General features: G+C 67.0%; 29 protein-coding genes. 5 read left to right on the forward strand and 24 right to left on the reverse strand.

Annotated features, from left to right (window positions below; all coding sequences use genetic code 11):
* Position 1: 1 nt before the first annotated feature.
* Both DSM104443_RS19490 and DSM104443_RS19495 read left to right on the forward strand, forming a co-directional pair.
* On the forward strand, positions 2-859 hold the full coding sequence (locus DSM104443_RS19490; RefSeq protein WP_171095273.1) for a sulfurtransferase: 858 nt from the start codon (positions 2-4) through the stop codon (positions 857-859).
* Complete coding sequence (locus DSM104443_RS19495) at positions 856-2,808, forward strand: alpha/beta hydrolase family protein (RefSeq protein WP_212756798.1); 1,953 nt, start codon at positions 856-858, stop codon at positions 2,806-2,808. Before DSM104443_RS19490 ends, DSM104443_RS19495 begins: the two co-directional genes overlap by 4 nt.
* Here DSM104443_RS19495 and DSM104443_RS19500 read toward each other — a convergent pair whose 3' ends face one another.
* Entirely contained in the window at positions 2,809-4,809 is a 2,001-nt protein-coding gene (locus DSM104443_RS19500; RefSeq protein WP_171095275.1) for a S9 family peptidase, read from the reverse strand.
* 37 nt (positions 4,810-4,846) lie between these two features.
* Between DSM104443_RS19500 and DSM104443_RS19505 the strand changes: the two genes are divergently transcribed.
* On the forward strand, positions 4,847-5,227 hold the full coding sequence (locus DSM104443_RS19505) for a DUF2784 domain-containing protein (RefSeq protein ID WP_171095277.1): 381 nt from the start codon (positions 4,847-4,849) through the stop codon (positions 5,225-5,227).
* On the opposite strand, the gene DSM104443_RS19510 is transcribed toward DSM104443_RS19505, so the two are convergent.
* From DSM104443_RS19510 to plsY, 3 genes are read right to left on the reverse strand one after another with little or no spacing between them, the layout of a single operon-like run.
* Complete coding sequence (locus tag DSM104443_RS19510) at positions 5,210-6,169, reverse strand: hypothetical protein (protein ID WP_171095279.1); 960 nt, start codon at positions 6,167-6,169, stop codon at positions 5,210-5,212. The genes DSM104443_RS19505 and DSM104443_RS19510 overlap by 18 nt on opposite strands.
* 10 nt (positions 6,170-6,179) lie before the next feature.
* A complete protein-coding gene (locus DSM104443_RS19515; protein ID WP_171095281.1) occupies positions 6,180-6,746 on the reverse strand; it encodes a response regulator transcription factor in 567 nt (188 codons plus the stop codon).
* Entirely contained in the window at positions 6,743-7,363 is a 621-nt protein-coding gene (plsY, locus tag DSM104443_RS19520; protein ID WP_171095284.1) for a glycerol-3-phosphate 1-O-acyltransferase PlsY, read from the reverse strand. Before plsY ends, DSM104443_RS19515 begins: the two co-directional genes overlap by 4 nt.
* Positions 7,364-7,389: 26 nt before the next feature.
* On the opposite strand from plsY, the gene DSM104443_RS19525 reads away from it, so the two are divergent.
* Entirely contained in the window at positions 7,390-7,743 is a 354-nt protein-coding gene (locus DSM104443_RS19525; protein WP_171095286.1) for a dihydroneopterin aldolase, read from the forward strand.
* Positions 7,740-7,934 (forward strand): DUF2905 family protein, encoded by a 195-nt coding sequence (locus tag DSM104443_RS19530; protein ID WP_171095288.1) that lies wholly within the window; start codon positions 7,740-7,742, stop codon positions 7,932-7,934. Before DSM104443_RS19525 ends, DSM104443_RS19530 begins: the two co-directional genes overlap by 4 nt.
* Positions 7,935-7,998: 64 nt before the next feature.
* Here DSM104443_RS19530 and DSM104443_RS19535 read toward each other — a convergent pair whose 3' ends face one another.
* The 20 genes from DSM104443_RS19535 to DSM104443_RS19630 form a co-directional block, all read right to left on the reverse strand.
* Positions 7,999-8,763, reverse strand: coding sequence for a BPSS1780 family membrane protein (locus DSM104443_RS19535; RefSeq protein ID WP_171095290.1), 765 nt, complete (start codon positions 8,761-8,763; stop codon positions 7,999-8,001).
* Positions 8,764-8,798: 35 nt separating this feature from the next.
* Positions 8,799-9,278 carry an aminoacyl-tRNA deacylase gene (locus tag DSM104443_RS19540; RefSeq protein WP_171095291.1) on the reverse strand — a complete coding sequence of 160 codons (480 nt, stop codon included), beginning with the start codon at positions 9,276-9,278 and terminating at the stop codon, positions 8,799-8,801.
* A complete protein-coding gene (locus DSM104443_RS19545; RefSeq protein ID WP_171095293.1) occupies positions 9,275-10,027 on the reverse strand; it encodes a sulfite exporter TauE/SafE family protein in 753 nt (250 codons plus the stop codon). The genes DSM104443_RS19540 and DSM104443_RS19545 overlap by 4 nt, the downstream gene beginning before the upstream one ends.
* Positions 10,024-10,935, reverse strand: a complete 912-nt coding sequence (xerD, locus tag DSM104443_RS19550) for a site-specific tyrosine recombinase XerD (RefSeq protein WP_171095295.1) — start codon at positions 10,933-10,935, stop codon at positions 10,024-10,026. Before xerD ends, DSM104443_RS19545 begins: the two co-directional genes overlap by 4 nt.
* Positions 10,919-11,404, reverse strand: coding sequence for a methylated-DNA--[protein]-cysteine S-methyltransferase (locus DSM104443_RS19555; protein WP_171095297.1), 486 nt, complete (start codon positions 11,402-11,404; stop codon positions 10,919-10,921). Before DSM104443_RS19555 ends, xerD begins: the two co-directional genes overlap by 17 nt.
* Positions 11,404-12,420 carry an Ldh family oxidoreductase gene (locus DSM104443_RS19560; RefSeq protein ID WP_171095299.1) on the reverse strand — a complete coding sequence of 339 codons (1,017 nt, stop codon included), beginning with the start codon at positions 12,418-12,420 and terminating at the stop codon, positions 11,404-11,406. Before DSM104443_RS19560 ends, DSM104443_RS19555 begins: the two co-directional genes overlap by 1 nt.
* Positions 12,417-14,153 (reverse strand): L-aspartate oxidase, encoded by a 1,737-nt coding sequence (locus DSM104443_RS19565; RefSeq protein WP_171095301.1) that lies wholly within the window; start codon positions 14,151-14,153, stop codon positions 12,417-12,419. Before DSM104443_RS19565 ends, DSM104443_RS19560 begins: the two co-directional genes overlap by 4 nt.
* Positions 14,150-16,108 (reverse strand): TRAP transporter permease, encoded by a 1,959-nt coding sequence (locus DSM104443_RS19570; RefSeq protein WP_171095303.1) that lies wholly within the window; start codon positions 16,106-16,108, stop codon positions 14,150-14,152. Before DSM104443_RS19570 ends, DSM104443_RS19565 begins: the two co-directional genes overlap by 4 nt.
* 33 nt (positions 16,109-16,141) lie before the next feature.
* Positions 16,142-17,335, reverse strand: a complete 1,194-nt coding sequence (locus tag DSM104443_RS19575) for a tetratricopeptide repeat protein (protein WP_212756800.1) — start codon at positions 17,333-17,335, stop codon at positions 16,142-16,144.
* An 11-nt stretch (positions 17,336-17,346) separates the two neighbouring features.
* Positions 17,347-17,775, reverse strand: coding sequence for an ExbD/TolR family protein (locus DSM104443_RS19580; protein WP_171095305.1), 429 nt, complete (start codon positions 17,773-17,775; stop codon positions 17,347-17,349).
* 24 nt (positions 17,776-17,799) lie between these two features.
* The gene (locus DSM104443_RS19585) at positions 17,800-18,234 is read right to left on the reverse strand and encodes an ExbD/TolR family protein (protein ID WP_171095307.1); all 435 of its coding nucleotides are present in this window, start codon (positions 18,232-18,234) and stop codon (positions 17,800-17,802) included.
* Between the two features lie 21 nt (positions 18,235-18,255).
* The gene (locus DSM104443_RS19590; protein WP_171095309.1) at positions 18,256-19,125 is read right to left on the reverse strand and encodes a MotA/TolQ/ExbB proton channel family protein; all 870 of its coding nucleotides are present in this window, start codon (positions 19,123-19,125) and stop codon (positions 18,256-18,258) included.
* 61 nt (positions 19,126-19,186) lie between these two features.
* Positions 19,187-19,813: an energy transducer TonB gene (locus DSM104443_RS22090; RefSeq protein ID WP_171095311.1), complete on the reverse strand. Its 627-nt coding sequence runs from the start codon at positions 19,811-19,813 to the stop codon at positions 19,187-19,189.
* A gap of 188 nt (positions 19,814-20,001) precedes the next feature.
* Positions 20,002-20,613 carry a fumarate hydratase C-terminal domain-containing protein gene (locus DSM104443_RS19600; RefSeq protein WP_171095313.1) on the reverse strand — a complete coding sequence of 204 codons (612 nt, stop codon included), beginning with the start codon at positions 20,611-20,613 and terminating at the stop codon, positions 20,002-20,004.
* A 2-nt stretch (positions 20,614-20,615) separates the two neighbouring features.
* A complete protein-coding gene (locus DSM104443_RS19605; RefSeq protein WP_171095315.1) occupies positions 20,616-21,491 on the reverse strand; it encodes a fumarate hydratase in 876 nt (291 codons plus the stop codon).
* Complete coding sequence (locus DSM104443_RS19610; protein WP_212756802.1) at positions 21,491-22,459, reverse strand: Bug family tripartite tricarboxylate transporter substrate binding protein; 969 nt, start codon at positions 22,457-22,459, stop codon at positions 21,491-21,493. The genes DSM104443_RS19605 and DSM104443_RS19610 overlap by 1 nt, the downstream gene beginning before the upstream one ends.
* Positions 22,460-22,505: 46 nt before the next feature.
* Positions 22,506-22,841, reverse strand: a complete 336-nt coding sequence (locus tag DSM104443_RS19615) for a succinate dehydrogenase/fumarate reductase transmembrane subunit (protein ID WP_171095316.1) — start codon at positions 22,839-22,841, stop codon at positions 22,506-22,508.
* Positions 22,838-23,176, reverse strand: coding sequence for a succinate dehydrogenase/fumarate reductase transmembrane subunit (locus DSM104443_RS19620; RefSeq protein WP_212756804.1), 339 nt, complete (start codon positions 23,174-23,176; stop codon positions 22,838-22,840). Before DSM104443_RS19620 ends, DSM104443_RS19615 begins: the two co-directional genes overlap by 4 nt.
* Positions 23,173-23,892: a succinate dehydrogenase/fumarate reductase iron-sulfur subunit gene (locus DSM104443_RS19625; protein ID WP_171095318.1), complete on the reverse strand. Its 720-nt coding sequence runs from the start codon at positions 23,890-23,892 to the stop codon at positions 23,173-23,175. Before DSM104443_RS19625 ends, DSM104443_RS19620 begins: the two co-directional genes overlap by 4 nt.
* Entirely contained in the window at positions 23,889-24,818 is a 930-nt protein-coding gene (locus tag DSM104443_RS19630) for a YeiH family protein (RefSeq protein WP_212756806.1), read from the reverse strand. Before DSM104443_RS19630 ends, DSM104443_RS19625 begins: the two co-directional genes overlap by 4 nt.
* Positions 24,819-24,895 lie beyond the last annotated feature (77 nt).

The following is a 24,895-nucleotide window of genomic DNA, read 5'->3' on the forward strand; positions in this document are numbered from 1 at the left end:
AATGAGCACAAGACTGCTGGTCTCCACGCAAGAGCTGACGCGGAACCTGGACAACCCCAACTGGGTGGTGATCGACGTTCGCCACGACCTCATGAAGCCGGACTACGGCGTGAAGTCGTACATGGAGGGGCATATCCCCGACGCGCACTTCGTGAGCGTGGACAAGGATCTCGCCGGCGCCCACACGGGCACCAACGGCCGCCATCCGCTCCCGGACATCGACACCTTCTCCAGGAAGATGGGGCGCTGCGGCGTGACCTCGGAGCGCACCGTCGTGGCCTACGACGACATGGGTGGCAACTGGGCGGTGCGCCTGTGGTGGCTGCTGCGCTGGCTGGGCCACGAGAAGGTCGTGCTGCTGGACGGCGACTTCCGCAAGTGGAAGAAGGAGCTGCGCCCGATGCCGAAGGATCCGCCGCCCCCGCGCTCCGGCAAGTTCGTGCCGCGGCCGCTGCTCGGCGCCACGGTGGATACACCCTTCGTCGATTACTTCCGCAAGCGCCCCGACGGCGCGTTGATCGACGCGCGCGCGCCCGACCGCTTCAGCGGCCAGACCGAGCCCGTGGACCCGGTGGCGGGCCGCGTTCCCGGCGCCATCAACCGCTTCTGGCAGACCAACCTCGAGCCCGACGGGACGTGGAAGTCGCCGGAGCAGCTGCGCAAGGAGTTCGAAGCCATCATCGGCAGCACGAAGCCCGAGCAGACCGTGCACATGTGCGGCTCGGGCGTGACCGCATGCCACAACATCTTCGCGATGGAGCTCGCCGGCCTCGGCGGCTCCCGCCTCTACCCCGGCTCGTGGAGCGAATGGTGCTCCGACAAGACGCGAGCCGTCGCCACCGGGAGTTATCACCGATGATCCGCCGCGCCCTCATGGCCGCCGCGCTCGCCACCACGGCGACGGCGTTTGCCCAGGAAGACGTCCTCAAGCCCAATCCCAACCTCATCGTGGACGGCGTGCCGCCCATCCCGATGGAGACGATGCGCAAGGTCGCTCCGTACAACGACTTCAAGCCGAGCCGCCTCTACTCGTGGCACCCGATCCGCCGCGAGATGATCCTCGGGCAGCGGCTGAAGAACACGATGCAGGTCCATCGGGTCTCCGAGCCGGGCGCGCCGCTCGAGCCGCTCACCGATTTCCGCGACGGCGTTCCCGGTGCTGCCTACCAACCGACGACCGGCGAATACTTCATCTTCCCGCGCGCGGAAGGGGGCAACGAGACGTTTCGCCTCCACCGCTACGACGTCGCGACGAAGGCGGTGACGGCATTCACGTCCGAGACGGAGCGGGCCGGCGGCCTCACGGTCGCGCGCAAGGGCAACCTCGTCGCGTACTCGACGCAGCCCGTCGATCGGAACAACCCCGACAAGAAGGTGTGGACCAAGATCCACACCATCGATCCGCTGAAGCCGCAGACCGACAAGGTCATCGCCACGCTGGACGGCGGCGGCTGGTTCAACTTCGCCTTCTCCGAAGATGCGAAGCAGCTCGCGTTCGTCGAGTACCGCTCGGCCGCGGACAGCGACCTCTGGGTGATGGACGTGGCCACGGGCAAGAAGCGCAAGGTGAGCCGCGCCGCGAAGGGCGAGACGGTGTCGTGGAGCAAGCCGCGCTTCGCGAAGGACGGCAAGGCGCTCTTCGCGACGAACGACCGCGGCAGCGAGTTCCAGCGCCTCGTCTACCTGCCGCTGAACGGCGGCAAGGAGCTCCCGCTCACGCAGGACAAGTACGACGTCGACGACTTCGACATCTCCTTCGACGCGAACCGCATCGCCTTCATCACCAACGAGAGCGGCTCGCACGTGCTGCGCTTCATCGACCTCGCCACGCGGAAGGAGCTGCCGCGCCCGCCGCTCTTCGACGGCGTGATCTCGGGCCTCGAATGGCGGCCCAAGTCGGACGAAGTCGGCTTCACCATCACCTCGGCCCGCTCGGCGGGCGACGTGTTCTCGTACGACGTGAAGGCGAACAAGCTCGCGCGCTGGACCAACGGCAACAACCCGGCCTTGAACACCAGCCAGTTCGCCGAGCCGATCCTCGTCAAGTGGAAGAGCTTCGACGGCCTGCAGATCTCCGGCTTCCTCTACCGGCCGCCGGCGAAGTTCACCGGCAAGCGCCCCGTGGTGATCAACGTGCACGGTGGACCGGAAGCGCAGGCGCGCGCCGGGTTCATCGGCAACGCGAACTACCTCGTGAACGAGCTGGGCGTGGCGCTGATCTATCCCAACGTGCGCGGATCGTCCGGGTTCGGCAAGACGTTCCTCACGCTGGACGACGGCCGCAAGCGCGTGGATTCGGTGAAGGACCTGGGAGCGCTGCTCGACTGGATCAAGGACCAGCCCGACCTCGATGCCGATCGCGTGCAGATCCGCGGCGGCAGCTACGGCGGCTACATGACGCTCGCCTCGGCCTACCTGCTCTCGGACCGCATCGCCGGTGCGATCAGCATCGTCGGCATCTCGAACTTCGTGACGTTCCTCGAGCGCACCGAGAGCTATCGCCGCGACCTTCGCCGCGTGGAGTACGGCGACGAGCGCGACCCCGAGATGCGCAAGCACCTCGAGGAAATCTCGCCGCTCAACCACACGGCCGAGATGAAGAAGCCGCTCTTCGTCGTGCAGGGCTACAACGACCCGCGCGTGCCCTACACCGAGGCCGAGCAGATCACCGGGCAGATGAAGCAGGCCGGCACCCCCGTCTGGTTCCTGATGGCCAAGGACGAGGGGCACGGCTTCGCGAAGAAGGACAACACGGACTTCCTGCTCGCCGCCACCGTGGAGTTCACGAAGGCGACGCTGCTGAAGTAGCTACTTGAGGTTCTGGGCGAGGAACTTCTCGACGCGCTTGTACCAATCGAAGTTGTTCTCGTCCTTGTTCCAGCCGTGGCCTTCGCCCGAGTACACGACGTACTCATGCTTCACGCCCGAGGCTTCCATCGCCGAGCGCATGCGCCGGCCGTGCTCGAGCGGAACGCGAACGTCGATCTGGCCCATCGCGAGCAGCACGGGCACTTTGATCTTCGCAGCGTTCATCGCGGGAGAGTTGGCCACCAGCATGGCCTTGTCCTTCGACGGGTCTCCCACTTGCGAGTACATCACGGGTGCGAAATCGAGCTTGTTCATGTTGGTGTCCGACTCGTTCGAGGTCACGAACTCAACCAGGTCGGTGACCGCCACGAACGACACGCCGCACCGGAAGAGATCCGGCTCGCGCACCAGGCCCTGCAGCGTCGCATAGCCGCCATAGCTCGCGCCGTAAAGGCAGATGCGCTTCCTGTCGACGATGCCCTCCTTCACCAGGTGGAGGGCGCCGTCGGTGATGTCGTCCTGCATCGACTGACCCCACTGCTTGAAGCCGGAGTTGAGATGCTTGCGGCCGAAGCCCGTCGAGGCGCGTGGCTCGGGCTCGAGCACGGCGTAACCTCGGCTCGCGAGGAACTGGGCTTCGTCCCGGCCCCACGGATAGCCGCCGTAGATGCGCAGCCACGGTCCGCCGTGGATGTTCACGACGAGCGGCAGGTTCTTGCCCGAGCTCTCCTTGGGCACCGTGAGCCAGGCCGGGATCTCGAGACCGTCTCGCGCCTTGTAGGTGATGAACTTCGTCTCCGACATCAGCTCGGGCTTGATCTCGGGACGCGTGGGGAGCAGCGGCTCCATCTTCACCGTGGGCTTGAGGGAGAGGAGGTAGTAGCGACCCGGATCCGTGCTCGACCACGAAAACACGAGGAGGCGATCCGGATTGTTTGACGCCCGGATCAACTGGTTGATCGTATTCGGCAACGCCTTGTCGACCTGGGCCTGGACGCGCGCCAGGTCCTGGTCCACCCAGATCACGGTGGGCTTGTCGGCTGCGAATCCGACTCCGAGCAGCCTGTGCGTCTTGTTGTCGAAGCGCAGTCCCGCACCGTTGATGTCGATCATCGGATGCTCGAGGATCAGGTCACCGAGCTTCTTCGTCTTCGGGTCGTATGTGTAGAGCGCGGCCTTGTCGCGGCCCACGTTGGACGTCACGAAGAGCGTCTGGTTGTCCGCGTTGAAGGCAATCGGGACGATCCGCTCGGAGTCGTTGGCCAATCCGTATGACAGGAGCGGAGTCCACGGGCTCTTCAGGTCATCTCGATAGTAGATGGACGTGATTCCCTTGCGCCGATCGCTCGAGAAAGCCACGCGCGGGATGCGATTCCAGTCGAGCACGTAGCCATCCGTGTCTTCCGGCGCCTCGAGCGTGAGGTTCTCCTTCATCCGGCCCGTGCGCGTATCCACGCGATAGATGTCCGCTGCCTCGAAGCGTTGCTCGACTTCGACGATGAGGTCATCGGTACCGTCGTCGGTACGGCGCTCGAAGCCCATGCTCGCGATCGTCTTGGCTCCCACTGTTGCCCGCGTCGTGTCGGTCAGATTGCGCAGGTTCTCGCCATCGATGTCGATCGCGAAGGTGCCGCGGAACCGCGTGTTGTTCAGCACGTCGCGGGACTCGACGACGCGGAAGAAGAGGCGCTTGTCGTTGATCCACTCGACGCCGCCCACGTCGTACTCCGTGAAGGAGGTGATGACGCGCGGCTTGCGATTCTCGAGGTCCACCACGACGATGTTGTTGCGACCTCCGACGGACGTGAGCGCGGCGAGCGTCTTGCCGTCTGGAGAGAGCGACATGTTGGACAGCTCGGGGCGCTTGAAGAACGCCTCGACGGGGATTTCGGACGCCTTCGTGTAGGTCGGCTCGATCGCCTTGGATTTCTGGGCCGTCGCCGGAAGGGTCAGGAAGGGCAGGGCCGCGGCGAAAACCGCGGCAACAATGGGTGCGCGCATGGGAGGATTCGTGAGTGACAAACGGTGACAATCGTACATGAGCCCGGCCGCGGATTTCATCCTCGTTGTGCACGCGTTGTTCGTGCTCTTCGTGGTCGGCGGGCTGCCGGCCATCTGGCTGGGCGCGGCCCTCGGCAAGCCCTGGGCAAGGAATTTCGCCTTCCGCGCCTCGCACTTGGCGGCGATCGCGTTCGTGGCCGCAGAGTCCCTTGTAGGACAGGCCTGCCCGCTCACGATCTGGGAGGATTCGCTGCGCGGCGTCTCGGACGAACGGGGGTTCGTCGCCCGGTGGATCCACTCGTGGCTGTTCTGGTCGGCGCCGCCGTGGGTGTTTACTTCGGTTTACGTTGCCTTCGCCGCAGCGGTGGCGTGGACCTGGTGGCGCTTCCCGCCGCGTCGTTCAGGGCGCGAGGCCTAGGGCGGCCCAGTCGCGAGCCCGCACGGCCTCAACAATCGCGTCGCGTCGCGCGGCAATCGCCTGCAGGTCCGCCACCGTCGCGTAGAAGAAGTAGCGATACGGCCTGCGATAGTTGCCCTCGCCGCACTCCCCGGTTGCCATGCAGGCGGCAATCCAGGTCTCGGACCCCCGACCGCAATACGCGCCCAATTCGCACACCGCGAGCTTCCAGCTGGTTTGCTCGGCTTGCACCCATTTCGCGTAGGCCTTCGTTTCGGCTTCGGTCGCGCCTCGCGGAGGAGGGTCCTTGGCAAGATAGGCGATACGTGGCGCGACGAGATCGGCGAGTTCCGGACTGCCCGATTCGAGGGCACCCCGCACGAGTCCCTTGTGCTGATCACTCGTAACGGACGCCTTGAAGAACTGGGCCGCGGGGCCTTCGTCGGCATCTCGCAGGCGCTGGTAGAGCTGGTTCCCTTCTTCCTGCGAGATGGCGTAGCCCTCGAAACGAGCACAGGGAGCGCTCCATTCGCGCCAGGCGGCCATTCGCACGGTGTCTTGCCCTTCGGGGCCCGAGGCCATCATCTGCTCGGTCTTCATGTTCCCAAGCAGGATGACGTTGAGGCATCGCCCGCGGGCTTTCGTGGCGTAGTAGAGATAAGCCGAGCCGCCGACCTCCTTTGCCCGATCGAAGAATGCGCGCAAGTCCTTCGAGTCTCGAAAACGGGAGCCGGCCGTCGAGACGGAGTCCATAGCGCTCCAGGCGTCGGGATCGGAAGACGCATTCCGCCCCGCAGGGATCGCCGATACAGGGACTTCGAGTGGGGCCGGGGCCACGACCGTCTTGAGATGCGTGGAGCTCGAGGACGCGTCGGGGAGGCTCGACAGGCCCCACCAGCCCGTCGCCACGAGGGCCATGGCGACGATAACGACGATCCAGGTATTGCGTTCGAGAGCGGCCAAGGCCGCCGCCTCAGACCTTCCCGAGCGCCGCGTTCACAACGCCCACCAGCGCGCTCATCTTGAACGGCTTGGTGACGTAGCCATCCGCACCGGCTGCGAGGCCCTGCATCACGTCGGCGGCGCCGGAGCGGCCCGTCATCATGACCACGGGGAGCTCGGCGAACTTCGGGTGCGAGCGCAGCTTGGCGAGGATCTTCAGGCCGTCCGCGTCCGGGAGCTGCACGTCCAGGAGCATGAGGTCGGGCAGCGGGGAGCGGTTGACCTCGGTGTTGATCTGCGCACGGTTGGAGGCGATGCGCACGGTGTAGCCCGCCGCGCCGAGGATCTCGTCCAGGAGCTTGCAGAGCGTCTTGTCGTCCTCGATCACCAGGAGCGTGTGCTTCTCGCTGCCGTCCTTGGGCGGGATGCGAACGCTGGAGCGCCGGCCCATGGCGACGTAGAACCCCGACTGCTGGAGCTCCTGGTTGCCGGAGATGGCTTCGAGGCGCGCGTTCTCGAGCTTCTGCGGGGAAGGCTGGGGAGCCGGGGCGCTCTGGACGTTGGTGAAGTCGAGGTCGTTGTCGTCGGATGTCGTCATGAGGGTTGCTCTGCGCCTTCGCCTTCTTTTTTCGCATCGCCGATCCGGCGTTCTTCGCCGTTCACCAGCTTGCGGATATTGGCCTCGTGGCGCCATAGGAGAATCGCACCCATGGCGATCACCGCGAGGAAGAAAGAGCTGAAACCGGAAACGTAGTACACGGCGGCGGGCGCGAAGACGGCAGCCACGATCGCGCCCAGCGAAGAATAGCGGCTTGCGACCACGACCGCGAGCCAGACCGCCAGGACCGCCAGTCCTACACGCCAGTCGATGGCGAGGAGGACGCCCGCGGCGGTGGCCACGCCCTTGCCGCCCTTGAAGCGCAACCACACCGGGAAAACGTGCCCGAGGAAGACGGCGATCGCCGCCACGGCGACCACGTCGGCCGGAGCTTCGAGCCTCCCGGCGAGCCAGACCGCGAACCAACCCTTGGCCCCGTCGCCGAGCAGGGTGAGCACCGCCGCGATCTTGTTCCCGGAGCGCAGGACGTTGGTGGCGCCGGGGTTGCCCGAGCCGTAGGAACGCGGGTCCTCGAGCCCCATCGCGCGGCTCACGATCACCGCGAACGGGATCGATCCGATGAGGTAGGCGCCGGCGGCGAAGAGGAGGGCCTGCATAACCCGTTACTTTACAATATGCCCCCATGGACACGATTTTCATCCGGGAATTCCGGGTCGATGCCTGGGTGGGGATCTACGAGTGGGAGATCCAGCGCGCGCAGACGCTGGAGCTGGACATCGAGATCGGCATTCCCGATGCGAAGCCCGGCACCAGCGACGCGATCGGCGACACGGTCCACTACGGCAAGGTCGTCGAGCGCGTGATCTCCGAGCTCAAGGACCGCAAGTTCAACCTCCTCGAGGCGCTCGCCGAGCACGTGTGCGGCGTGATCACCAACGATTTCCGCGCGCCGTGGGTCCGGCTTTCGGTCGCGAAGCTGGGGCACATCCGCAACGTGCGCCGCGTGGGCGTGACGCTCGAGCGCAAGCGCGCATGATCAAGTGGCTGTTGGTGGTGGTGGTCGCGATCGTGGTGCTCTCGCTTGCAGGACCGTTCCTCTCCCGCTACGGCCTGGGCCGCCTCCCCGGCGACCTCACCGTGAAGTTCCGCGGCAAGCTCGTCTACATCCCCATCACCACGACCCTCATTCTCTCGCTCGCCCTCACCCTCCTGGGTCGCCTGATCTGAATAAAGGGGTCAGACCACTTTATTCATGCCTCACCGAATAAAGTGGTCTGACCCCTTTATTCATCTACGCCGTGAAGATCTGCCGGTAGGCGCGATAGGAAGCGGTGATCAGGACCGGCACCCAGACGAGCATTCCGAGGCCGAAGGGAATCGAGGCGACGATCGCGAGCAGGAACATCACGATCGCGAAGATCAATGCCGGCACGAAGTTGCGCAGCACCGCGAAGAAGCTCGCCTTCAGCGCTTCCAGGGGCGCCACGTTGTGCATGATCACCAGCGCCGGCGCGAACCACATCGCCGCGCCGAGCGCGACGCTCAGCACCGTGAGCACGAGCGTGCCGACCAGCAGGCCGCCGCTCATCGTGGCGAAGGCGGCCACGGCAGCCTCGGAATTGCCCATCAGCAGCGCCGGGAGCACCGTGAGCCCGACGAAGATCGAGAACACCGCCAGGATGATCACCACGCCCACGAGATAGGCCACGCCCACCAGGGCGAGCCCGCGGAAGTTGCGCTTGAACCCCGCGAAGAGGTGATCGAGCTCCAGCTCGCCGTCCTCCTCCAGCGTCCAGCAGCCCAGCACCAGGCCGCCGGCGATGAGCGCCGTCATCAGTTGCCAGACCACGGTACCGAGGAACGGAACCATGCTCACGACGATCCCGGCGATGAGGATCAGGACGGTCAGCACCACCCACATCAGCGCCGCCTTGCGGAAAAGCGCCCAGCCCTCGGCGATCCACGAGAACGCCGCGGAGGCCGGGAGGGCCTTGCCGGGCAGAACGAGCTGGGGAGGAGCGGGATCGTTGGCGGCGGTGGTGAGAACCGTGTTCATGCGGTTCCTTTCAGGGGTGGACGCGCGACGCGAATTTACTCCTCGAGCGCCACCTCAACAAGCTGCGGCGAAAGCGTGCGCACGATCTCCGAGGGCGCCATGCCGAGCAGGTAGCCCCGCCGGCCGCCGTTGATGTAGATGTGCGGCAGCTCGAGGACGCTCTTCTCGAGGAAGATCGGCATGGGCTTGCGCGTCCCGAAAGGCGACGTGCCTCCGACCAGGTAGCCCGAGTGGCGCTGCGCCACCTCCGGCTTGCACGGAAAGACGCGCTTCACGCCCATGGCGCGCGCGAGCTCCTTGGTGGAGACCTTCCGGTCGCCGTGCATGAGCACCACGATCGGGTCTCCCTGGTCCGTCTCCATCACGAGCGTCTTCACCACCTCGTGCTCGGGCACGCCCAGCGCTCCGGAGGACACCGACGTGCCGCCATGCTCGACGTACTCGTAGAAATGCTCCGTGTACGCGACGCCCTCCTTCGCGAGGAACGCCGTCGCGGGCGTGCCGGTGCTCTTCATCCGAAGACGTGCACCAGCAGCGAGGCGCCGGTACACACGAGCAGGATGCCCACGACCCTTCGCATCTGCGTCTGGGTGAGCCCGGTGTGGATGCGAGACCCGGCCTTCAGGCCGAGCCAGACGAAGGGCGCCAGCAGCGCCATGCCCGCGAAGATGGTCCAGTGCAGCAGCAGTCCGCCGATCGCATAGAGCACCGCGCGCGAGAAAGCGGAGATGGAGATCAGCGTGGAGACCGTCGAGCGGATCTGGTTCTTGTCGTGCAGCCGGCCGCCGAGGTAGGTCGCGTAGATGGGACCTCCCGCGCCGAAGATCGTCGCGATGGAGCCGCCGAAGAGACCCGCGGGAATGCTCCACCACTTGGAGATCGTCGAATGCAGCACCGGGTTCACGATGCCGTGCACGCCGACGGCAACCGCGAAGACGCCGAGCGCCACGCGTAGCTTGTCCGGGTCCACCTTCACGAGCAGCGTGACGCCCAGCAAAAAGCCCACGAACATCACCGGGACCAGGCGCTTGATCTCTTCCTTGCTCACGTGCTCGCGGTTCTTCGAGCCGATGAGCATCGCCGCGGACATGTCGAGCAGCACCATCAGCGGCACGAGGAACGTGACCGGCAGCCAGTGCGCGAGGATCGGCACGGCGATGATGGTCGAGCCGAAGCCGCTGATGCCGAAGATCGTATAGGCGAACACGATCGCGAGCGGGGCGGCGATCCAGAGCCAGGGAGAGAGGGTGTGGACGTCGATCATCCGCGCGGGTGGTGCTTCTTGTGCAGGGCCTTCAGGCGCTCGCGGGCCACGTGCGTGTAGATCTGCGTGGTGGTGATGTCGGCGTGGCCGAGCAGCATCTGCACCACGCGAAGGTCCGCGCCGTGGTTGATGAGATGTGTCGCGAAGGCGTGGCGCAGCGTGTGCGGCGAGATGGCCTGGCGAATGCCGGCCACCTGCGCGTGGCGCTTCACGAGGTTCCAGAACGACTGGCGCGTCATGGGCTTGCCGCGCGCGGTGAGGAAGAGCGAGTCGGACTTGCGCGCGCCGAGCAACTGCGGCCGCGACTCCTTCTGGTAGCGCACGATCCAGGAGACGGCTTCCTCGCCGAGCGGCGTGAGGCGCTCCTTGGCGCCCTTGCCGAGCACGCGCACCACGCCCATGTCGAGGCTCACCTGCATCGTCTTCAGCGTCACCAGCTCGGAGACACGCAGGCCGCTCGCGTAGAGCGTCTCCAGCATGGCGCGGTCGCGCAGGCCCAGCAGCGTGTCTTCCTCGGGAGCGGCGAGCAGCGACTCGACCTCCGTTTCGGAGATCGATTTCGGCAGCGATCGCGGGATGCGCGGCGCGTCGAGCTCCGCGCTGGGATCGTCGCGGCGCAGCCCTTCGCGCATGGCGAACTGGTAGAAGCGCTTCAGCGAAGAGACGAGGCGCCCGGTGCTGCGCGGCTTCGCCAGCTTCGTGCCCACCTGCCAGGCGAGATGGCGCTGCAGGTCCGCGGGGGCGGCGTCGATCAGGTGCTTGCCATCCGCTTCGGCGAGCCAGCGCGAGAATTGCGCGAGGTCGCGGCGGTAGCTCTCGAGCGTGTTCTTCGCGAGCCCGTCGGAGAGCCAGAGGCCGTCGGAGAAGCGGTCGAGGAGCCGCGCATCGGGTTCAGAGAGCGCCTTCATGCTCCAGCAGCCAGCGCTTGATGGAGCGTTCGAAGCCTTCCTCGCGCCGGCCCATGAACCCGCCGATGTCGCTCGCGGCGACGATGCGGTGGCACGGCACGATGAGCGGCAGCGGATTCGCGCCGCAGGCTCCGCCCACCGCGCGAGGCGACGAGCCGAGCTCCTTCGCAAGCTCGCCGTAGGTGCGGGTCTTGCCGGCGGCGATCTTCTGCATCGCTTCCCAGACCTGCACGCGGTGGTGCGTGCCGGAGAGCTTGAGTGGAAGGTCGAAGACGAAGGCGGGATCCTCGAGGTAGGCCTGGATCTGCACGCAGGCGAGGTAGGCCACCGTGTTCTTCTTCGGCGCCATCGCCTCGATGCCGGGCGCGAGGTAGCGCACCCCGGTGACGTGCGTGTCGTTTGCCGCGATGCCCAGCACCGCGAAGGGTGTTCGAACCCGCGCTTGCCAGGCCTGCAGGGGAGCACCCATCAGGCGGCCGCCGTACCCGCGAGCGCGTGGATCTTCGCGAGGAGATCGGGCGGGACGGCGATGCCGTCGCGCAGCGCCTTCGCGCGATTGGCGCGGCGGCGGTCGCCGGGCAGGCGCACGCCTTCGTCCTCCAGCATGGCCGCGACCAGCGTCTCCACGCGCTCGAGGAAGACCTCGCGGCCCGCGAGCGCGCCCGGATCGATGGCGAGGAAGCCCTGGCCGATGCGCGTGGGCTTGCCCTCCTCGACGAAGAAGCTGTCGGACTCGAAGCCGAACGCCGCGCCCGACAGCGCGCAGGCGAGCAGCTCGATGGTGAGCGCCAGCATCGCGCCCTTCACGCCGCCCGCGGGCAGCATGCTGCCGTCCAGCGCGGCCTTGGCGTCGGTGGTGGGCTGGCCGTGCTTGTCGAGCGCCCAGCCGTGCGGGATGGGCTTGTTGTCGCGCGCGGCGACCATGATCTTGCCGCGCGCCACTTCCGAGAGCGAAAGGTCGATCACGAGCGGCGGCGCCTCGCGGCGCGGGAAGGTCGCGGCGATCGGATTGGTGCCGAAGAGAGCGCGCTTCCCGCCCCACGCGGGCATGGCGGCTGGTGAGTTGCCGAAGGCGAGCCCGACCAGGCCGGCCGCCGCGATCGCTTCGACGTGATAGGCCGCGGCCCCGAAATGGTTGCTGTTGACCACGGCCACATAGGACACGCCGAACGCCTTCGCGCGGCGGATGGCCTCGACGACGCCGAGCGTGCACGCCTCGAAGGCGAGGCCCTGCTTGGCATCGACCAGGCACGCGGCCTTCGAATCGCGCGCGACCACCGGAATCGCGGCGCCGTTGGCCCGCCCGATCTTCACGTGACCGCAGTACTGCGGCACGCGCGAGGCGCCGTGCGACGGGATGCCGTCCAACTCCGCGGTCGCGAGGGCGCGGGCCGTGGCGCGGGCCATCGCGGGCGTGGCGCCGCTCTTCTCCAGCGCGAGCGTCATCAGCTGCTCCAGCTCCGCCACGGGAATGAGGGCGCTCATGCGGCGATCAGGCTCTCGCCTGGGCGAACGCGCGTGAAGCGCACGGGTACGAAGTCCACGAGGAAACCGTCTCCCCGGCCCTCTCCCAAGGAAGAAGGAGCAATTCGCACGCGGGAATAGGCAGACGTGTCCAGCGGACCCGTCTCGGGGAAATCCTCGCGGAAGTGGGCGCCGCGCGAGTCGGTGCGCGCCTCTGCGGCTTCGCGGATCGCTCGGCTCACGGTGATCAGGCTTTCCAGGTTCATCCAGTCGTGCCAGGTGAGATTGTAGCGAAGGTCCTTGCCCGAGATGCCGGTCTGCATCAGGCGGCCCTCCAGGGCCTGCAGGCTGGCGTCGGCGCGGGCCAGGCCCCCGGCGTCGCGAAGGATGCCCACGTCGTCCCACATGGTCGCGTAGAGGCCTTCGCGGATCTCCTCCAGCCCGGTGCCCGGCTGCCCGAACGGCTGCCGGGCCCGCGCCACACCCGCCTCGAGGGCGGTGGGATCCGGCTCCCGCCAGGCGCCCTCGCGCGCGATCCAATGCGCCATCGCATCGCCCGCGATGCCGCCGAAGACGGTCGAGTTCGCCACGCCGTTGCCGCCGAGGCGGTTCGCTCCGTGCACGCCGCCCGTGTCCTCGCCCGCCGCGAAGAGGCCGGCCAGGGCGGTTCGGCATTGGGCATCGAACTCGACACCGCCCATCATGTAGTGCGCGGTCGGCACGACTTCGACGCGGCCGCCCGCGAGGTCGAAGCCGCAATCCGCACAGCGCTCGACCATTCCCTTGAACGCCTTGCGGACGCTGTCGGGACCGAGGTGTCCCATCGAGATGTAGACGCCGCCGTGGGGCGTGGTGCGCCCGGCGCGCATCTCGGCGTAGATGGCGCGGGAGACGATGTCGCGCGTGGCCCGCTCCAGCCGCGGATCGTAGTCCTCCATGAAACGCCGCCCCGCGCCGTCCAGCAGATACCCGCCCGCGCCGCGCAGGCCTTCCTCGAGAACCGTGCCCGTCATGCGCGTGCCGGGGCCGGCGAGCAGGCCCGTCGGGTGGAACTGGACCATCTCCATGTCGCGCAGCGGCAACCCGGCTCGCAGCGCCATCGCGAGGCCATCGCAGCTCTTGTCGCCCGAGGGCGTGTGGTAGCGGTACATCGTCGGGCCGCCGCCGGTGGCGAGCAGCACTGCCCGCGCCTGCACGAAGACGAACTCGCCGGTGCGCATGTCGACCAGCAAAACGCCCGCCAGCGCCCCGCCCTCGCGATCCTTCACGAGCTCGATCGCGCGGTGCTCCTCGAGCCGATCGACGCCCGCCACCCACACCTGCTCGGCGAGGCGGTTGATGATCTCGATGCCGGTGAGGTCGCCCTTGTGGACGGTGCGGTCGAACGTCTGCCCGGCGAAAGCCTTCTGGTGTAGCGTGCCGTCGGGGTTGCGGTCGAAGAAGCAGCCGATCTCGTTCTCGAGCTCGCGCACGCGCTCGACCGCCTTCGTGACGAGCGTCCAGGCGAGGTCCTGGTCGGGAAGCCACTTGCCGCCCTCGACGGTGTCCATGAAGTGGCGCTCGACCGAGTCGCCTTCCGCGAGCGCCACGTTGTAGCCGCCCTGGACCATGCGCGTGCAGCCGCATTTGCCGAGCAGGCCCTTCACGGCGATCGTGACGGAGAGTTCGGGTGCGACGCGCTTCGCGTGCAGGGCGGCGAAGAGGCCGGCGCCGCCCGAACCGAGGATGAGGATGTCGGTCCGGATCGACTTCACGTGGCGGCGAGCATCTTTCGTCGCCGGCCGTACTGCAGCGCGAGCGCGAGGACGGCGAGGCCGAGGCCCACGTCGTCGAGGTAGTTCGCGGGCACGATGATGAGCAGCCCGCCCACGACCAGCAGCGACCGTTCGAGCAGGTTGGTCTTCATCAGCAGCCAGCCCTGCAGGCCGGCGGCGAGCGCGGCGATGGCCGCGAAGCAGAAGAACACCACGACGATCACCTGCGACCACGTGCCGCCCTTCGGGAGCTGCAGCAGGATCCCCGAGCCCATCGGGTCGAGCACGAAGAAGAACGGCACGACGAACGCGGGCATCGTGTACTTCCACGCCTGCAGCGTCGTCTTGTACGGATCGCCTCCCGTGATGGCCGCGGCCGCGAAGCACGACAGCGCGGTCGGCGGCGAGACCTCCGAGAGCAGCGCGTAGTAGAAGATGAACATGTGCGCCGCGTAGTCCGGGACGCCCAGCGTGATGAGCGCCGGCGCTGCGATCACCGCACAGATGATATACGACGCGGTGACCGGCACGGCGAGTCCCACGATCCACACGATCAGCGCCGTGTAGAGCGCGGTGAGCGCCAGGCTGCCGCCCGCGTAGTCGATCACGATCGAGGAGAACTTGAGGCCCAGGCCCGTGAGCGTGACCACACCCACGATGATGCCGGCCGAGGCGCAGGTCGCCGCGACGTTGAGGACACCGGTCGTGCCCGCCTCCATCGCCTGCACGACCCGCTTCGGGTACATCGCCGATTCGCGGTCGAGGAAGCTCACGACGAAAGCGGTCACCGTCGCCCAGAACACGGAGAGCGTGGGCGAGAAGCCCCACAGCATGAAGACCACGATCGAGATCAGCGAGAGGAAGTGGAACCAGTAGCGCTTGGCGAGCGACCACGCGCTCTCCACCTTCTCGAACACTTCGTTGCTCATCCCGTACTTGCGCGCGTCCAGCTCCACCATCAGGAAGAGCGAGAAGTAATAGAGCACCGTCGGGATGGTCGCCATCTTGATCACCTCGAGGTACGAGACCTTGAGGAACTCGGCGATCAGGAAGGCGGCGGCACCCAGCACGGGTGGAGAGAGGATGGCGCCCAGGCCGCCGGCGGCGAGCAGGCCCCCGGCCGCGTTCTTCTCGTAGCCCGCGCGCTGGAGCATCGGGTAGGCGACGGATCCGATCGTGACCGTGGTCGCCACGCCCGAGCCCGAAGGCCCGCCCAGCAGGAAGGAGGAGAGCACCACCGCGCGCCCGGAGCTCGTGGTCTTGCCGCCCAGGAGCGCGAAGGAGAAATCGAGGTAGAACTTCCCGGCGCCCGAGTACTGGAGGAACGCGCCGTAGATCGTGAACAGGATGATGAGCGTGGCCGAGACGTCCACGGCGACGCCGAAGATGCCTTCCAGCGTCATGTACATGTGGCCCACGAGGCGTCCGATGTCGTAGCCGCGGTGCGTCCACGGGTGCGGCAGCCACGGGCCGGCGAACGCGTAGGCGATGAACGTGCCGATCACGATCGGCATGATCCAGCCCGACGTGCGGCGCGTGGCCTCGATCACGAGCACGATCAGCGTCACGCCCATCACGATGTCCCAGTTGTTGGGCATCGTCGTGCGGTCGACGAAGTCGTCGCCGCCGGCCAGCATGTAGATGATCACCGTGAGCGACAGCAACGCGAGGATCACGTCCCACCACATCAAGCGGTGCCGGTAGCGCTTGGCGACCGGGAACATCATGTACGTGAGGAAAAGGATGATGCCGACGTGCACGCCGCGCAGGAGATCGGTGCGCATGATGCCCCAGGGCGAGGCAACGAAGAGGTGGAACGCGGACGAGGCGACGGCGACGACGGTGAGGAAGGTCGCGAGCCAGCCCTTGTAGCGGCTTACGGCGCCTTCCTCTTCCTCGACGAATTCCTCGACCTTGCGGCGCTGATCATCCGTCAGCGCGTCTTGTTCCGACATGTCCCCTCCTGGGAAGAGGAGACTGTAACCGGATTACCGCTGGGCGTGCAGGCTCCAGAGACGGGCGAGATCGGCCGTTCCGTCGGTGCCCTTCACATCCTTCAGCACGTTGACAGCCTTGGCCTTGTGCCCGGCGGTGATGAGGGCTTCACCGAGCTGGAGCTTGGCGTCTTCGGGGCGCTTCAGGCCGCCTCGCTTCACGCCTTCTTCCATCATCTTGATACCTTTGTCGGCATTGCCTTCGTACACGTAGTTGGCGCCGATCTTCACGAGATCGGTCCCTTCCTTCGCGTTGCGCGCTTCGGCCTCGGCAGCGGCACGGGCGGCCTGGGACTCGGCGAGGGACTTCTCGACGAGATCCTTGAGGCGCTTCTGGCGATCGGCTTCCGCTCCGACGCCGAGCACCTTGGCCTGGTAGCCCTTGTCGACGACCGTCTTCGCCTCGGCGGGGATGCCGGCCTGGAGGGCGAGCTGGGCCATCTCCATGTAGTCGGCCGCGCTGGTGATGTTGCCCGTCTGCATCTTCAGGCGATACACGTCGAGCGCCAGGCGGTCGGAGAAGCCGGGCTTCTTCTGCACGCGGTTCAGGAGATCCGTCCAGTACTCCTTCTTCGGGTAGTACGTTGCGAGCTTCTCCATCGCGGCGACGTAGCCCGCGTTGTCCTTCTGCTTCAGGTTGCAGTTGGCGACGATCTGCAGCTCTTCCTCGGTGGGCTTGCCGTCGCCGATCAGCTTGTTGACGGAGGCGCAGTCGCTGGTGAGGAAGTAGGACTGGAGCAGGATCGTGCGCACGCCCGCGTCGCCGCCGCCCAGGCCGCGGTACTTCGTGGCGTACGTGATGGCCTTCGGATAGTCCTTGCCGCGGTAGGCGATGCCGGCCTGGGCCTGGAGGATCTTCTGCTGCTCACCCGCCGGCAGGTTGCCGGTGGCCAGCACCGCATCGAACGCCTTGAGGGCCGTCTCGTTGTCGCCGGCCTGCGCCGCGACGCTGCCGCGCATCTGGTTGATGAGGAGGTTCTCGTAGGGCGTCTTGCCGCTCACGGCGTCGGCCTTCGCGATTTCCGCGAGGGCCTCGCGATGCTTGCCGGACTTGGTGAGGCCCTGGGCTGCCTTGAGCGGGTTGCCGACCTCGGGGCGGACCGTCTGCGCCGAAGCGACGAAGGCGGTGCCCGCGAGGGCGAGGAAGACCGCCGCGGCGGCGGCGCGAAGTCGGGGCGAACGCTGCATGGGTCGCTACCTCAGTCGAGGAACTGCTCGGCGCCTACGAGGCCGATCTTGGTGATGCCGTGGCTCTGGGCCGAGGCCATCACGCCCGCGACGCTCTTGTACTTCACGAGCTTGTTCGGGCGCAGGTGGAACTCGGGCTGGACCTCCAGCGTCGCCGCATTGCGGAAGCGCAGGTCGAGCGTCGGGCGGTCCGGAACGATCTCGCCGTTCCAGAGCACGGTGCCGTCGAAGTCCACGTCGAGCTGGATCACGACCGGAGGCACGGGCGGCGGAGGGGGCGTGCCCACCGGCATGTTCAGCTTCACCGCGTGCGTCTGGATCGGGATGGTGATGATCAGCATGATGATGAGCACCAGCATCACGTCGATCAACGGCGTGGTGTTGATGTCCAGCATCACGTCCGGATCGGAATCTCCGCCGGAGCCAACGTTCATTCCCATGTCTTGCTTCCTTTCGGTGCCACGTCAGCCGCCGAGGGGCGGCGGCTGGGTGATGAAGCCGATCTTGAGGATCGAGGCGCGCTGGCACGTGGCCACGACCCGGCCGACCGCTTCGTAACGCACGTCCTGGTCGGCTCGGATGTGGACCTCCGGCTGCGGCTGGAGCACGGCCACCCTCTTCAGGCGCTCGAAGAGCGCCTTCGAATCGGGCACGGCCTCCATGTTCCAGAACACGTCACCATCCTTGTTCACGGCGATGACGATGTTCTCGGGCTTCGTCTGGTTCGGGACGTTGCGCTCGTCCGGCAACACCACCGGGATCTGCTGGATGATCGCCGGGATGGTGATCAGGAAGATGATGAGCAGCACCAACATCACGTCCACGAGGGGCGTGGTGTTGATGGCGGACATCACCTGGTCTTCGGCTTCCGCTTCGGCCTGGCCGACGGTAACTGCCATGGCGGCTTTCCTTGGTTCCGGTTAACGGGCGACAGGCGACTTCTTGGCCGTGCCGCTCATCAGGACCATGTGGAGGTCCGCGCTGAACGTGCGCAGGTACTCCATGGCGACCTTGTTGCGACGAACCAGCCAGTTGTAGCCGAGCACCGCGGGCACCGCGACCGCGAGGCCGAAGGCCGTCATGATCAGCGCTTCACCCACCGGGCCCGCGACCTTGTCGATCGAGGCCTGGCCGGCGATGCCGATGGCGGTCAGCGCGTGGTAGATGCCCCACACCGTGCCGAAGAGGCCGACGAACGGAGCCGTGGAACCCACCGTCGCGAGGAACGCGAGGCCGTCCTGCAGGCGCGAGGAGACGTTCTCGACGGCGCGCTGGATGGACATCGTGACCCAGGTGTTGAGGTCGATCGTCTCGAGGAGCTTGCCCTCGTGGTGCGACGTGGCCTTGATGCCCTGCTCGGCGACGAAGCGGAAGGGGCTGCCTTCCTTGAGGGTGGAGACGCCTTCCTGCACCGAACCGGCGGACCAGAACGTGCCGAGCGCGTCCTTGGCCTGGCGGAACAGCTTGAACTGCTCGTACACCTTCACGAACATGATGTACCACGAGCCCATCGACATGATCACGAGGATGACGAACGTGCCCTTCGTGATGAAGTCGCCCGTGCGCCACATGGCTTCGATACCGTAGGGGTTCTCGACCGATTCCTTCTCGGTCGTTGCACCGGGCGGCGGGGCCTTGGCCGTGGCCGGAGCGGCTTCCGCGGGTTTCGCGGGCTCCGTCGCGGGCGCTTGGGCAAGCGCGGCCTGGGGCGCGACCAGCATGGTTACTGCCGGCGCGCAGGCGATGAGAAATGCCGCAACAAGCGCGGGCAGTCGGCTGATCAGTTGCATAACGTTCTCCTTTTGATTCCAGTTCACTGGTACGAAAAAAATCCGGGGTGGATGGCGGACGTCAGTCCGTCAGCTTGAATTCGAGCTCGAACTCGGCGATGAACCCGACCGGTTCCGGGGCGAAGCGCCATTGCGACAAGGCGCGGATCACCTCGCGGTCGAACACGCGGGAGGGGTTGGCGCTCACGATGCGCACTTCCTTCACGGCGCCATCGGGTCCCACGTACGCATGGGCGATCACGACGCCGCGCTCGATGCCTTTCTTGATGGCATCGCGCGGGAACACCGGCTGCACGCGGCTCACGGGCGAGAAGTTGCGGCGCACGGCGGGCTGCGTCGAGGGCTGCGGCGCGATCACCGGCGGCGGGCCGGGCGGCGGGCGCTCGGTGGTCGTCGTGCTGATCGAAGGCGGGGGCGTCACGACCGGAACCTGGATGTTCACTTCCGGCGGCGGGATGAACGGCGGCGGCGGCGTGTTCAGCTTGGGCGGAGGCGGCGGAGGCGTGTCCGGAATGACCTTCTTCACCTCCTCGATGATCTTCGTCTCGAGGGGCTGCTTGATGACATCGACCATCTTGCGGGCGAGGCCAGTGACCAGCGCATATCCCACCAAGAGGTGCAGGACGATGACGAAGATGATGCTCGGGGCATGCTTCCCCCAGCTTCGCTGCGAATCGGCGTAATCCACTTCGGGACCCTCACTCGAATTTCGGCCCGCATCCTTGGCGGGTCTGGTCTTGGACGGTTCCTCGTGGGAACCGCGAATTTTTCCCCTGCGGCCTCTCGGCCGCGCGCTACTTTACGCCAACCCCGGTGTGGTAGCACTAATACCACCAGGATCTTTTTGTTACCTGCCGTGTTACCGGACAAAGACCGCTATTTTACCACTCCGAGACGGCTCAGGGCACCCTCCCGGTTACCCCGGGCCCGGGTCTCCACCTCGGCATAAAGACTACCGCCGTGGCTGTCCATGGCGACCAGCAGTGGCCCAAATCCTCGGACCCTGAATTTCCACAAGGATTCCGGATGGAGGTCGTCCATGTCGACGTCCTCGATCGCTTCCACCCACGTGGTCTCCAGCGCCGCGGTCCCGCCGATCACAGCAAGGTACGCGCCACCTCGCTCGCCGAACGCGGCCAGCGACCCCGCGCCGAGCCCTCCTTTACCGACGATGAGGCGTACGCCCTGCTTTTCCAGGAGCGGACGGGTAAATCGTTCCATTCGGGCCGAGGTCGTGGTGCCGACGCACATCGGCGCGTAGCCGGTCGGATGCTCCACGCTGGGCTCGACGCGGCGCACATTTGGTGCGGTGTGCATCGCGGCGTGGCCGTTGAGATCGAAACGGGTTTCGCGGCCCTTGTCGAAGAGGGCGATCTGGTTGGCGTCGCGGATCCCGAACAGGGTCCCTTCCAGCGTGACCGTGTCGTTGATCCGCAGCGCCCGGACCTGGGCCTCGGTCACCGGGGTGGCGAGCACGTGATGCGCCATGGTCAGAAACCGTAAGCCACGCCGCGCGGCGTGAACGTGGCCGAGGCGCGCCGTGCCGAGTGGCACTGCATGTTCACGGCGACCGGATTCATCGTGATGTGCGTCGCGGCGATCTCCACGTGGACGGCGAATGCGGTGGTGTCCCCGCCGAGGCCCTGCGGTCCCACGCCCAGCATGTTCACCGCCTCGGTGAGCTCGCGCTCGAGCTTCGCGCCTTCCGCATCCGCGCAGGCCGAGCCCAGCGGGCGCGTGGCCGCGCGCTTGGCGAGGGCGACGCAGAGATCCGAGGTGCCGCCGACGCCCACGCCGACGATGGTGGGAGGGCAGGTCTTGCCGCCGGCGTCGAGCACGCAGTCGATCACGAAGGTCTTGATCGCGGCCACGCCTTCGGCGGGGATCGCCATGCGCAGCCACGAGTTGTTCTCCGAGCCGCTGCCCTTCGGGACCATCTCGATCACCAGCTCGTCGGGATGGTCGGAGAAATCGATATGGATGGGGGGCACCCCGGGGCCGCAGGAGGTCTGCTCGTTCTTGCGCGTGATCGGATGGACGACCGAGGAGCGGAGCGAGTGCTCCTTCGTCGCACGCGCGCAGCCGGAGCGGATCGCATCCTTGAGCAATGCTCCGTCGACCTCGACGCCGCGGCCGATCGTGACGCTATAGATGGGGATGCCCGTGTCCTGGCAGAGGAGGTTGTCGGTCTGCTCGGCCACGGCGATGTTGCGGATCATCGTGCCCAGGATGCTCTTCGCCGTGGAATCGGACTCCGCGCGCGAAACGCGCGCGAAGGCTTCCTTGATGTCGGGAGGCAGGACCTTCAGCGCTCGAACGTAGAGCTCGCGCGCCGCATCCTCGACCTGGCGGAGATCGACCTTCATCAGTTGGCGGTAAGCCCGCGTTCCTTGATGACCTTGGCCCAGCGCGCGCTTTCCTCGCGGATCGCCACGGCGAAGTCGGCCGGGGTGTTGGCCACCGGGACCATGCCCTGCTGCGTGAGCTTCTCGCGGAACTCGGGGGAGAGGAGGATCTTCGCGCTGTCCTTCTGGATCTTGTCGATCACGTCCTTCGGCGTGCCGGCCGCGGCCATGAGGCCGAACCAGCCGGCGTTCTCGAAGCCGGGCAGCACTTCAGACGCCGCGGGCACGTCGGGCAATTGGGGGCTGCGTTCCTTGCTGGTGACGGCGAGCGCGCGGAGCTTGCCTTCCTTGATCTGGTTCAGCGCCGCGGCGAGGTTGGGCGTGGCGAGCTGGATCTGGCCGCCCATGAGATCGGTGATCGCCGCCGATTCTCCTTTATATGGAACGTGCGTCATGTCGATGCCCGCGGCGTACGAGAAGTTCTCGGCCGCGAGGTGCGTCTGCGTGCCGATGCCGGCCGAGCCGTAGTTCACGGTCTTCGGGTTGGCCTTGGCCATCGCGACCAGCTCTTTCAGGTCCTTGGCCGGGACGGCGGGGTTGACCGCGATCACCTGCGGGCCGCTCGCGACGTTGGTGACGGGCACCAGGTCCTTCGCGGGATCGTAGGTGAGCGTCTTGTACATGTGCGGGTTGGCCGTGACGATCGAGCCCGAGGCCATGAGGAGCGTGTAGCCATCCCCGGGGGACTTGGCCACGAGGTCCGCGCCGATGTTGCCGCCGGCGCCTGCCTTGTTCTCGACGACCACGGGCTGGCCCCAGGCTTCCTGCAGCTTCTGCGCCAGGAGACGTGCAACGACATCCGTGGCGCCGCCGGCGGCGAAGGGCACGACGATCTTCACCGGCTTGGTGGGAAAGGCTTGCGCCACGGCGAGCGAGGGAACGGCCGCGGCCAATGCCACGGCGGCCAGGCGCTTCAACGTCTGCATCATGCGGGGAATCCTCCGGTTGTCTTGCTGGATTCGCGCTATTACAGCATTAACGCGCGAAGGCGAAGGCCAGTGCACAGGCGAGGCTGGCGCCGGCGGCCAGCGCGGCGAGGGTCTTCTGCCAATCCCGCCACGGCAGGAACTCGAGGACCAGCAGGCGAAGCCCGCCGGCCAGGTGCGCCGCCAGCAGCAGCACGAGGATCCATTCCGCGGCCTTCACCAGCGGCTGCTCCGTCCACTGGAGCATTCCGTCCAGGCGAGCGGCGCCTTCCAGCGCCGTGCCGAGCACATAGAAGTGCGCGGGCAGGAAAAACGCGAGCGCCACGCCCGACAGGCGATGCACGAGGAACGCCCAGAAGGCCGGATGGTTGCGGCTCGCCTTCATGCGAAGACCGCCCACACGGCGCGCAGGCCGAGGAACGCCAGCATCAGCGAGAAGAACATCACCGCGAATCGCGCCGAGCGACCGCGCCAGTCGAGCCACTCGGCGGCGACGTTGCGCAGCCCGATGCCTGCGTGGACCGCGGCGGAGAGAACGAAGACGGCGTAGAACAGAGCCATCGCGACGTTGCCGCGCGTGCGCTCGAGGATCTCCGCCGCGCTCAGCCCGCCGCGAACCGCATAGATGATCGTGACCAGGTGCACCGCGACGCAGAACGCGAGCACGGCCGCGGTCGCGCGCTGCGCGACCCAAAGCCTCACCTCGGTGCGGACGCTCACGGCTCCTCGCCGCCGAGGGCGATGCGAAGCGTCGCGCGCTTCAATCCCGCGATCGAGCGCGTGGGCGAGATCTGCTTCGGGCAGTGCTCGGTGCAGCTCATGTGCGTGTGGCACGAGTGGCAACCAGCATCGCCGGACACGGCCGCGAGGCGCGCGGCCTGCCCCCCGTCGCGCGAATCGTTCACCAGCGTCCACGCGCGGTTGAGCGCGGCCGGTCCGAGATAGTCGCGGTTCCACGTGACGACGTCGCACGCGCTGTAGCAGACGCCGCAGCCGATGCACTCGATGCCGGCGTCGGCCTCGCGGCGCTCGCGCGAATCCGGCTTCACGACCGCGAAGCCGTCGGCCCGCGTGCGCGTGGGGGCGAACTGCCCCTTCGCCTTCGCCCACTTGTCGAAGAACTCGCTCATGTCGGCGACGAGGTCGCGCACCACCGGGAGGTTGCGCAGCGGCGCGATCTCCACCTCGCCGCCCTCGGCCACGCGATCGACGTGCGTGCGGCAGGTCCAGCGCGGACGGCCGTTCACCGTCATCGCGCACGAGCCGCACATGCCGACGCGGCAGGCGAAGCGATAGGCGAGCGTGGGATCCAACGTGCGCTGGATATAGGTGACGACGTCGAGCACGGTCTGGCTCTCGCGCCGCGGCACCTCGAACGCCTCGAAGCGGCCATCCTCGCCGCCCCGCCAGACCCGGACGCGCAGCGCGTCGCTCATCGCCAGTGGATGGCCGCCATCACGAGCGCGGCGAGGAAGACGGTCTCGAGCACGACGAGCATCACCGGCTTCAGCCCCATCGCGATCAGCGACTTGATCGAGGTCTTCATGCCGATCGCCGCGATCGCGGTCACGAGGAACCAGCGCGACAATTCGTTGCCGGCATCGGCCACCGATTTCGGAATGAAGCCCAGGCTGTTCACGACCACGAGGATAGCGAAGACCACGGCGAACCAGGGCAGCAGGGGTGCCGAGCGTGCCGCCTCGCTCCCGCGCACGTGGAGGGCCACGCCGATCGCGAGGCAGACCGGCAGCAGCATCCCCACGCGCAGCAGCTTCACGATCGTCGCGGTATCGCCCGTGTCCTGGGAGACGGAATAGCCCGCACCGACGACCTGCGCCACGTCGTGGATCGTGCCGCCGAGGAAGATCCCGGCCTCGTGCTGGTTCAACCCGAATGCGCCGACGATCAGGGGATAGACGATCATCGCGAGCGTCGAGAGCGCCGTCACGCCGATCGCGGTGAAGCTCGCGTCGCGCTCCGCATGTTGATGCTTGGGCAGGATCGATGCGATCGCCAGCGCCGCCGACACGCCGCAGATCGCGACGGCGCCGCCGGTGAGCGTGCCGAATGCGTTCGTGAGCTTCATCGCACGCGCCACCAGGAGGCCCACGAGGACGGTCGCCACCACGGCCACGACGACGAGCACCACGACTTCCCACCCCAGGGCGACCACCTGGTCCACGGTGATCTTCAGTCCCAGCAGCGCCACGCCGATGCGCAACACGTGCGACGAAGCGACCTGGATCCCTGCACGGCATTGGCCCTCCTCCGTGAGGAAGTTCAGGGCCATGCCGAGCAGCAGCGCGAACAGCATCGCCGAGGCGCGGTAATGCACGGAGAGAAACGTCGCGGCGATCGCCACGACGGCACACACCGCGAGACCCGGAAAAACCCGGGTCAGAGTGGAGTTTTCGCGCAAGGCGGAAACTCCACTCTGAC

It is taken from the genome of Usitatibacter rugosus (assembly GCF_013003965.1).
GTDB lineage: Bacteria > Pseudomonadota > Gammaproteobacteria > Burkholderiales > Usitatibacteraceae > Usitatibacter > Usitatibacter rugosus.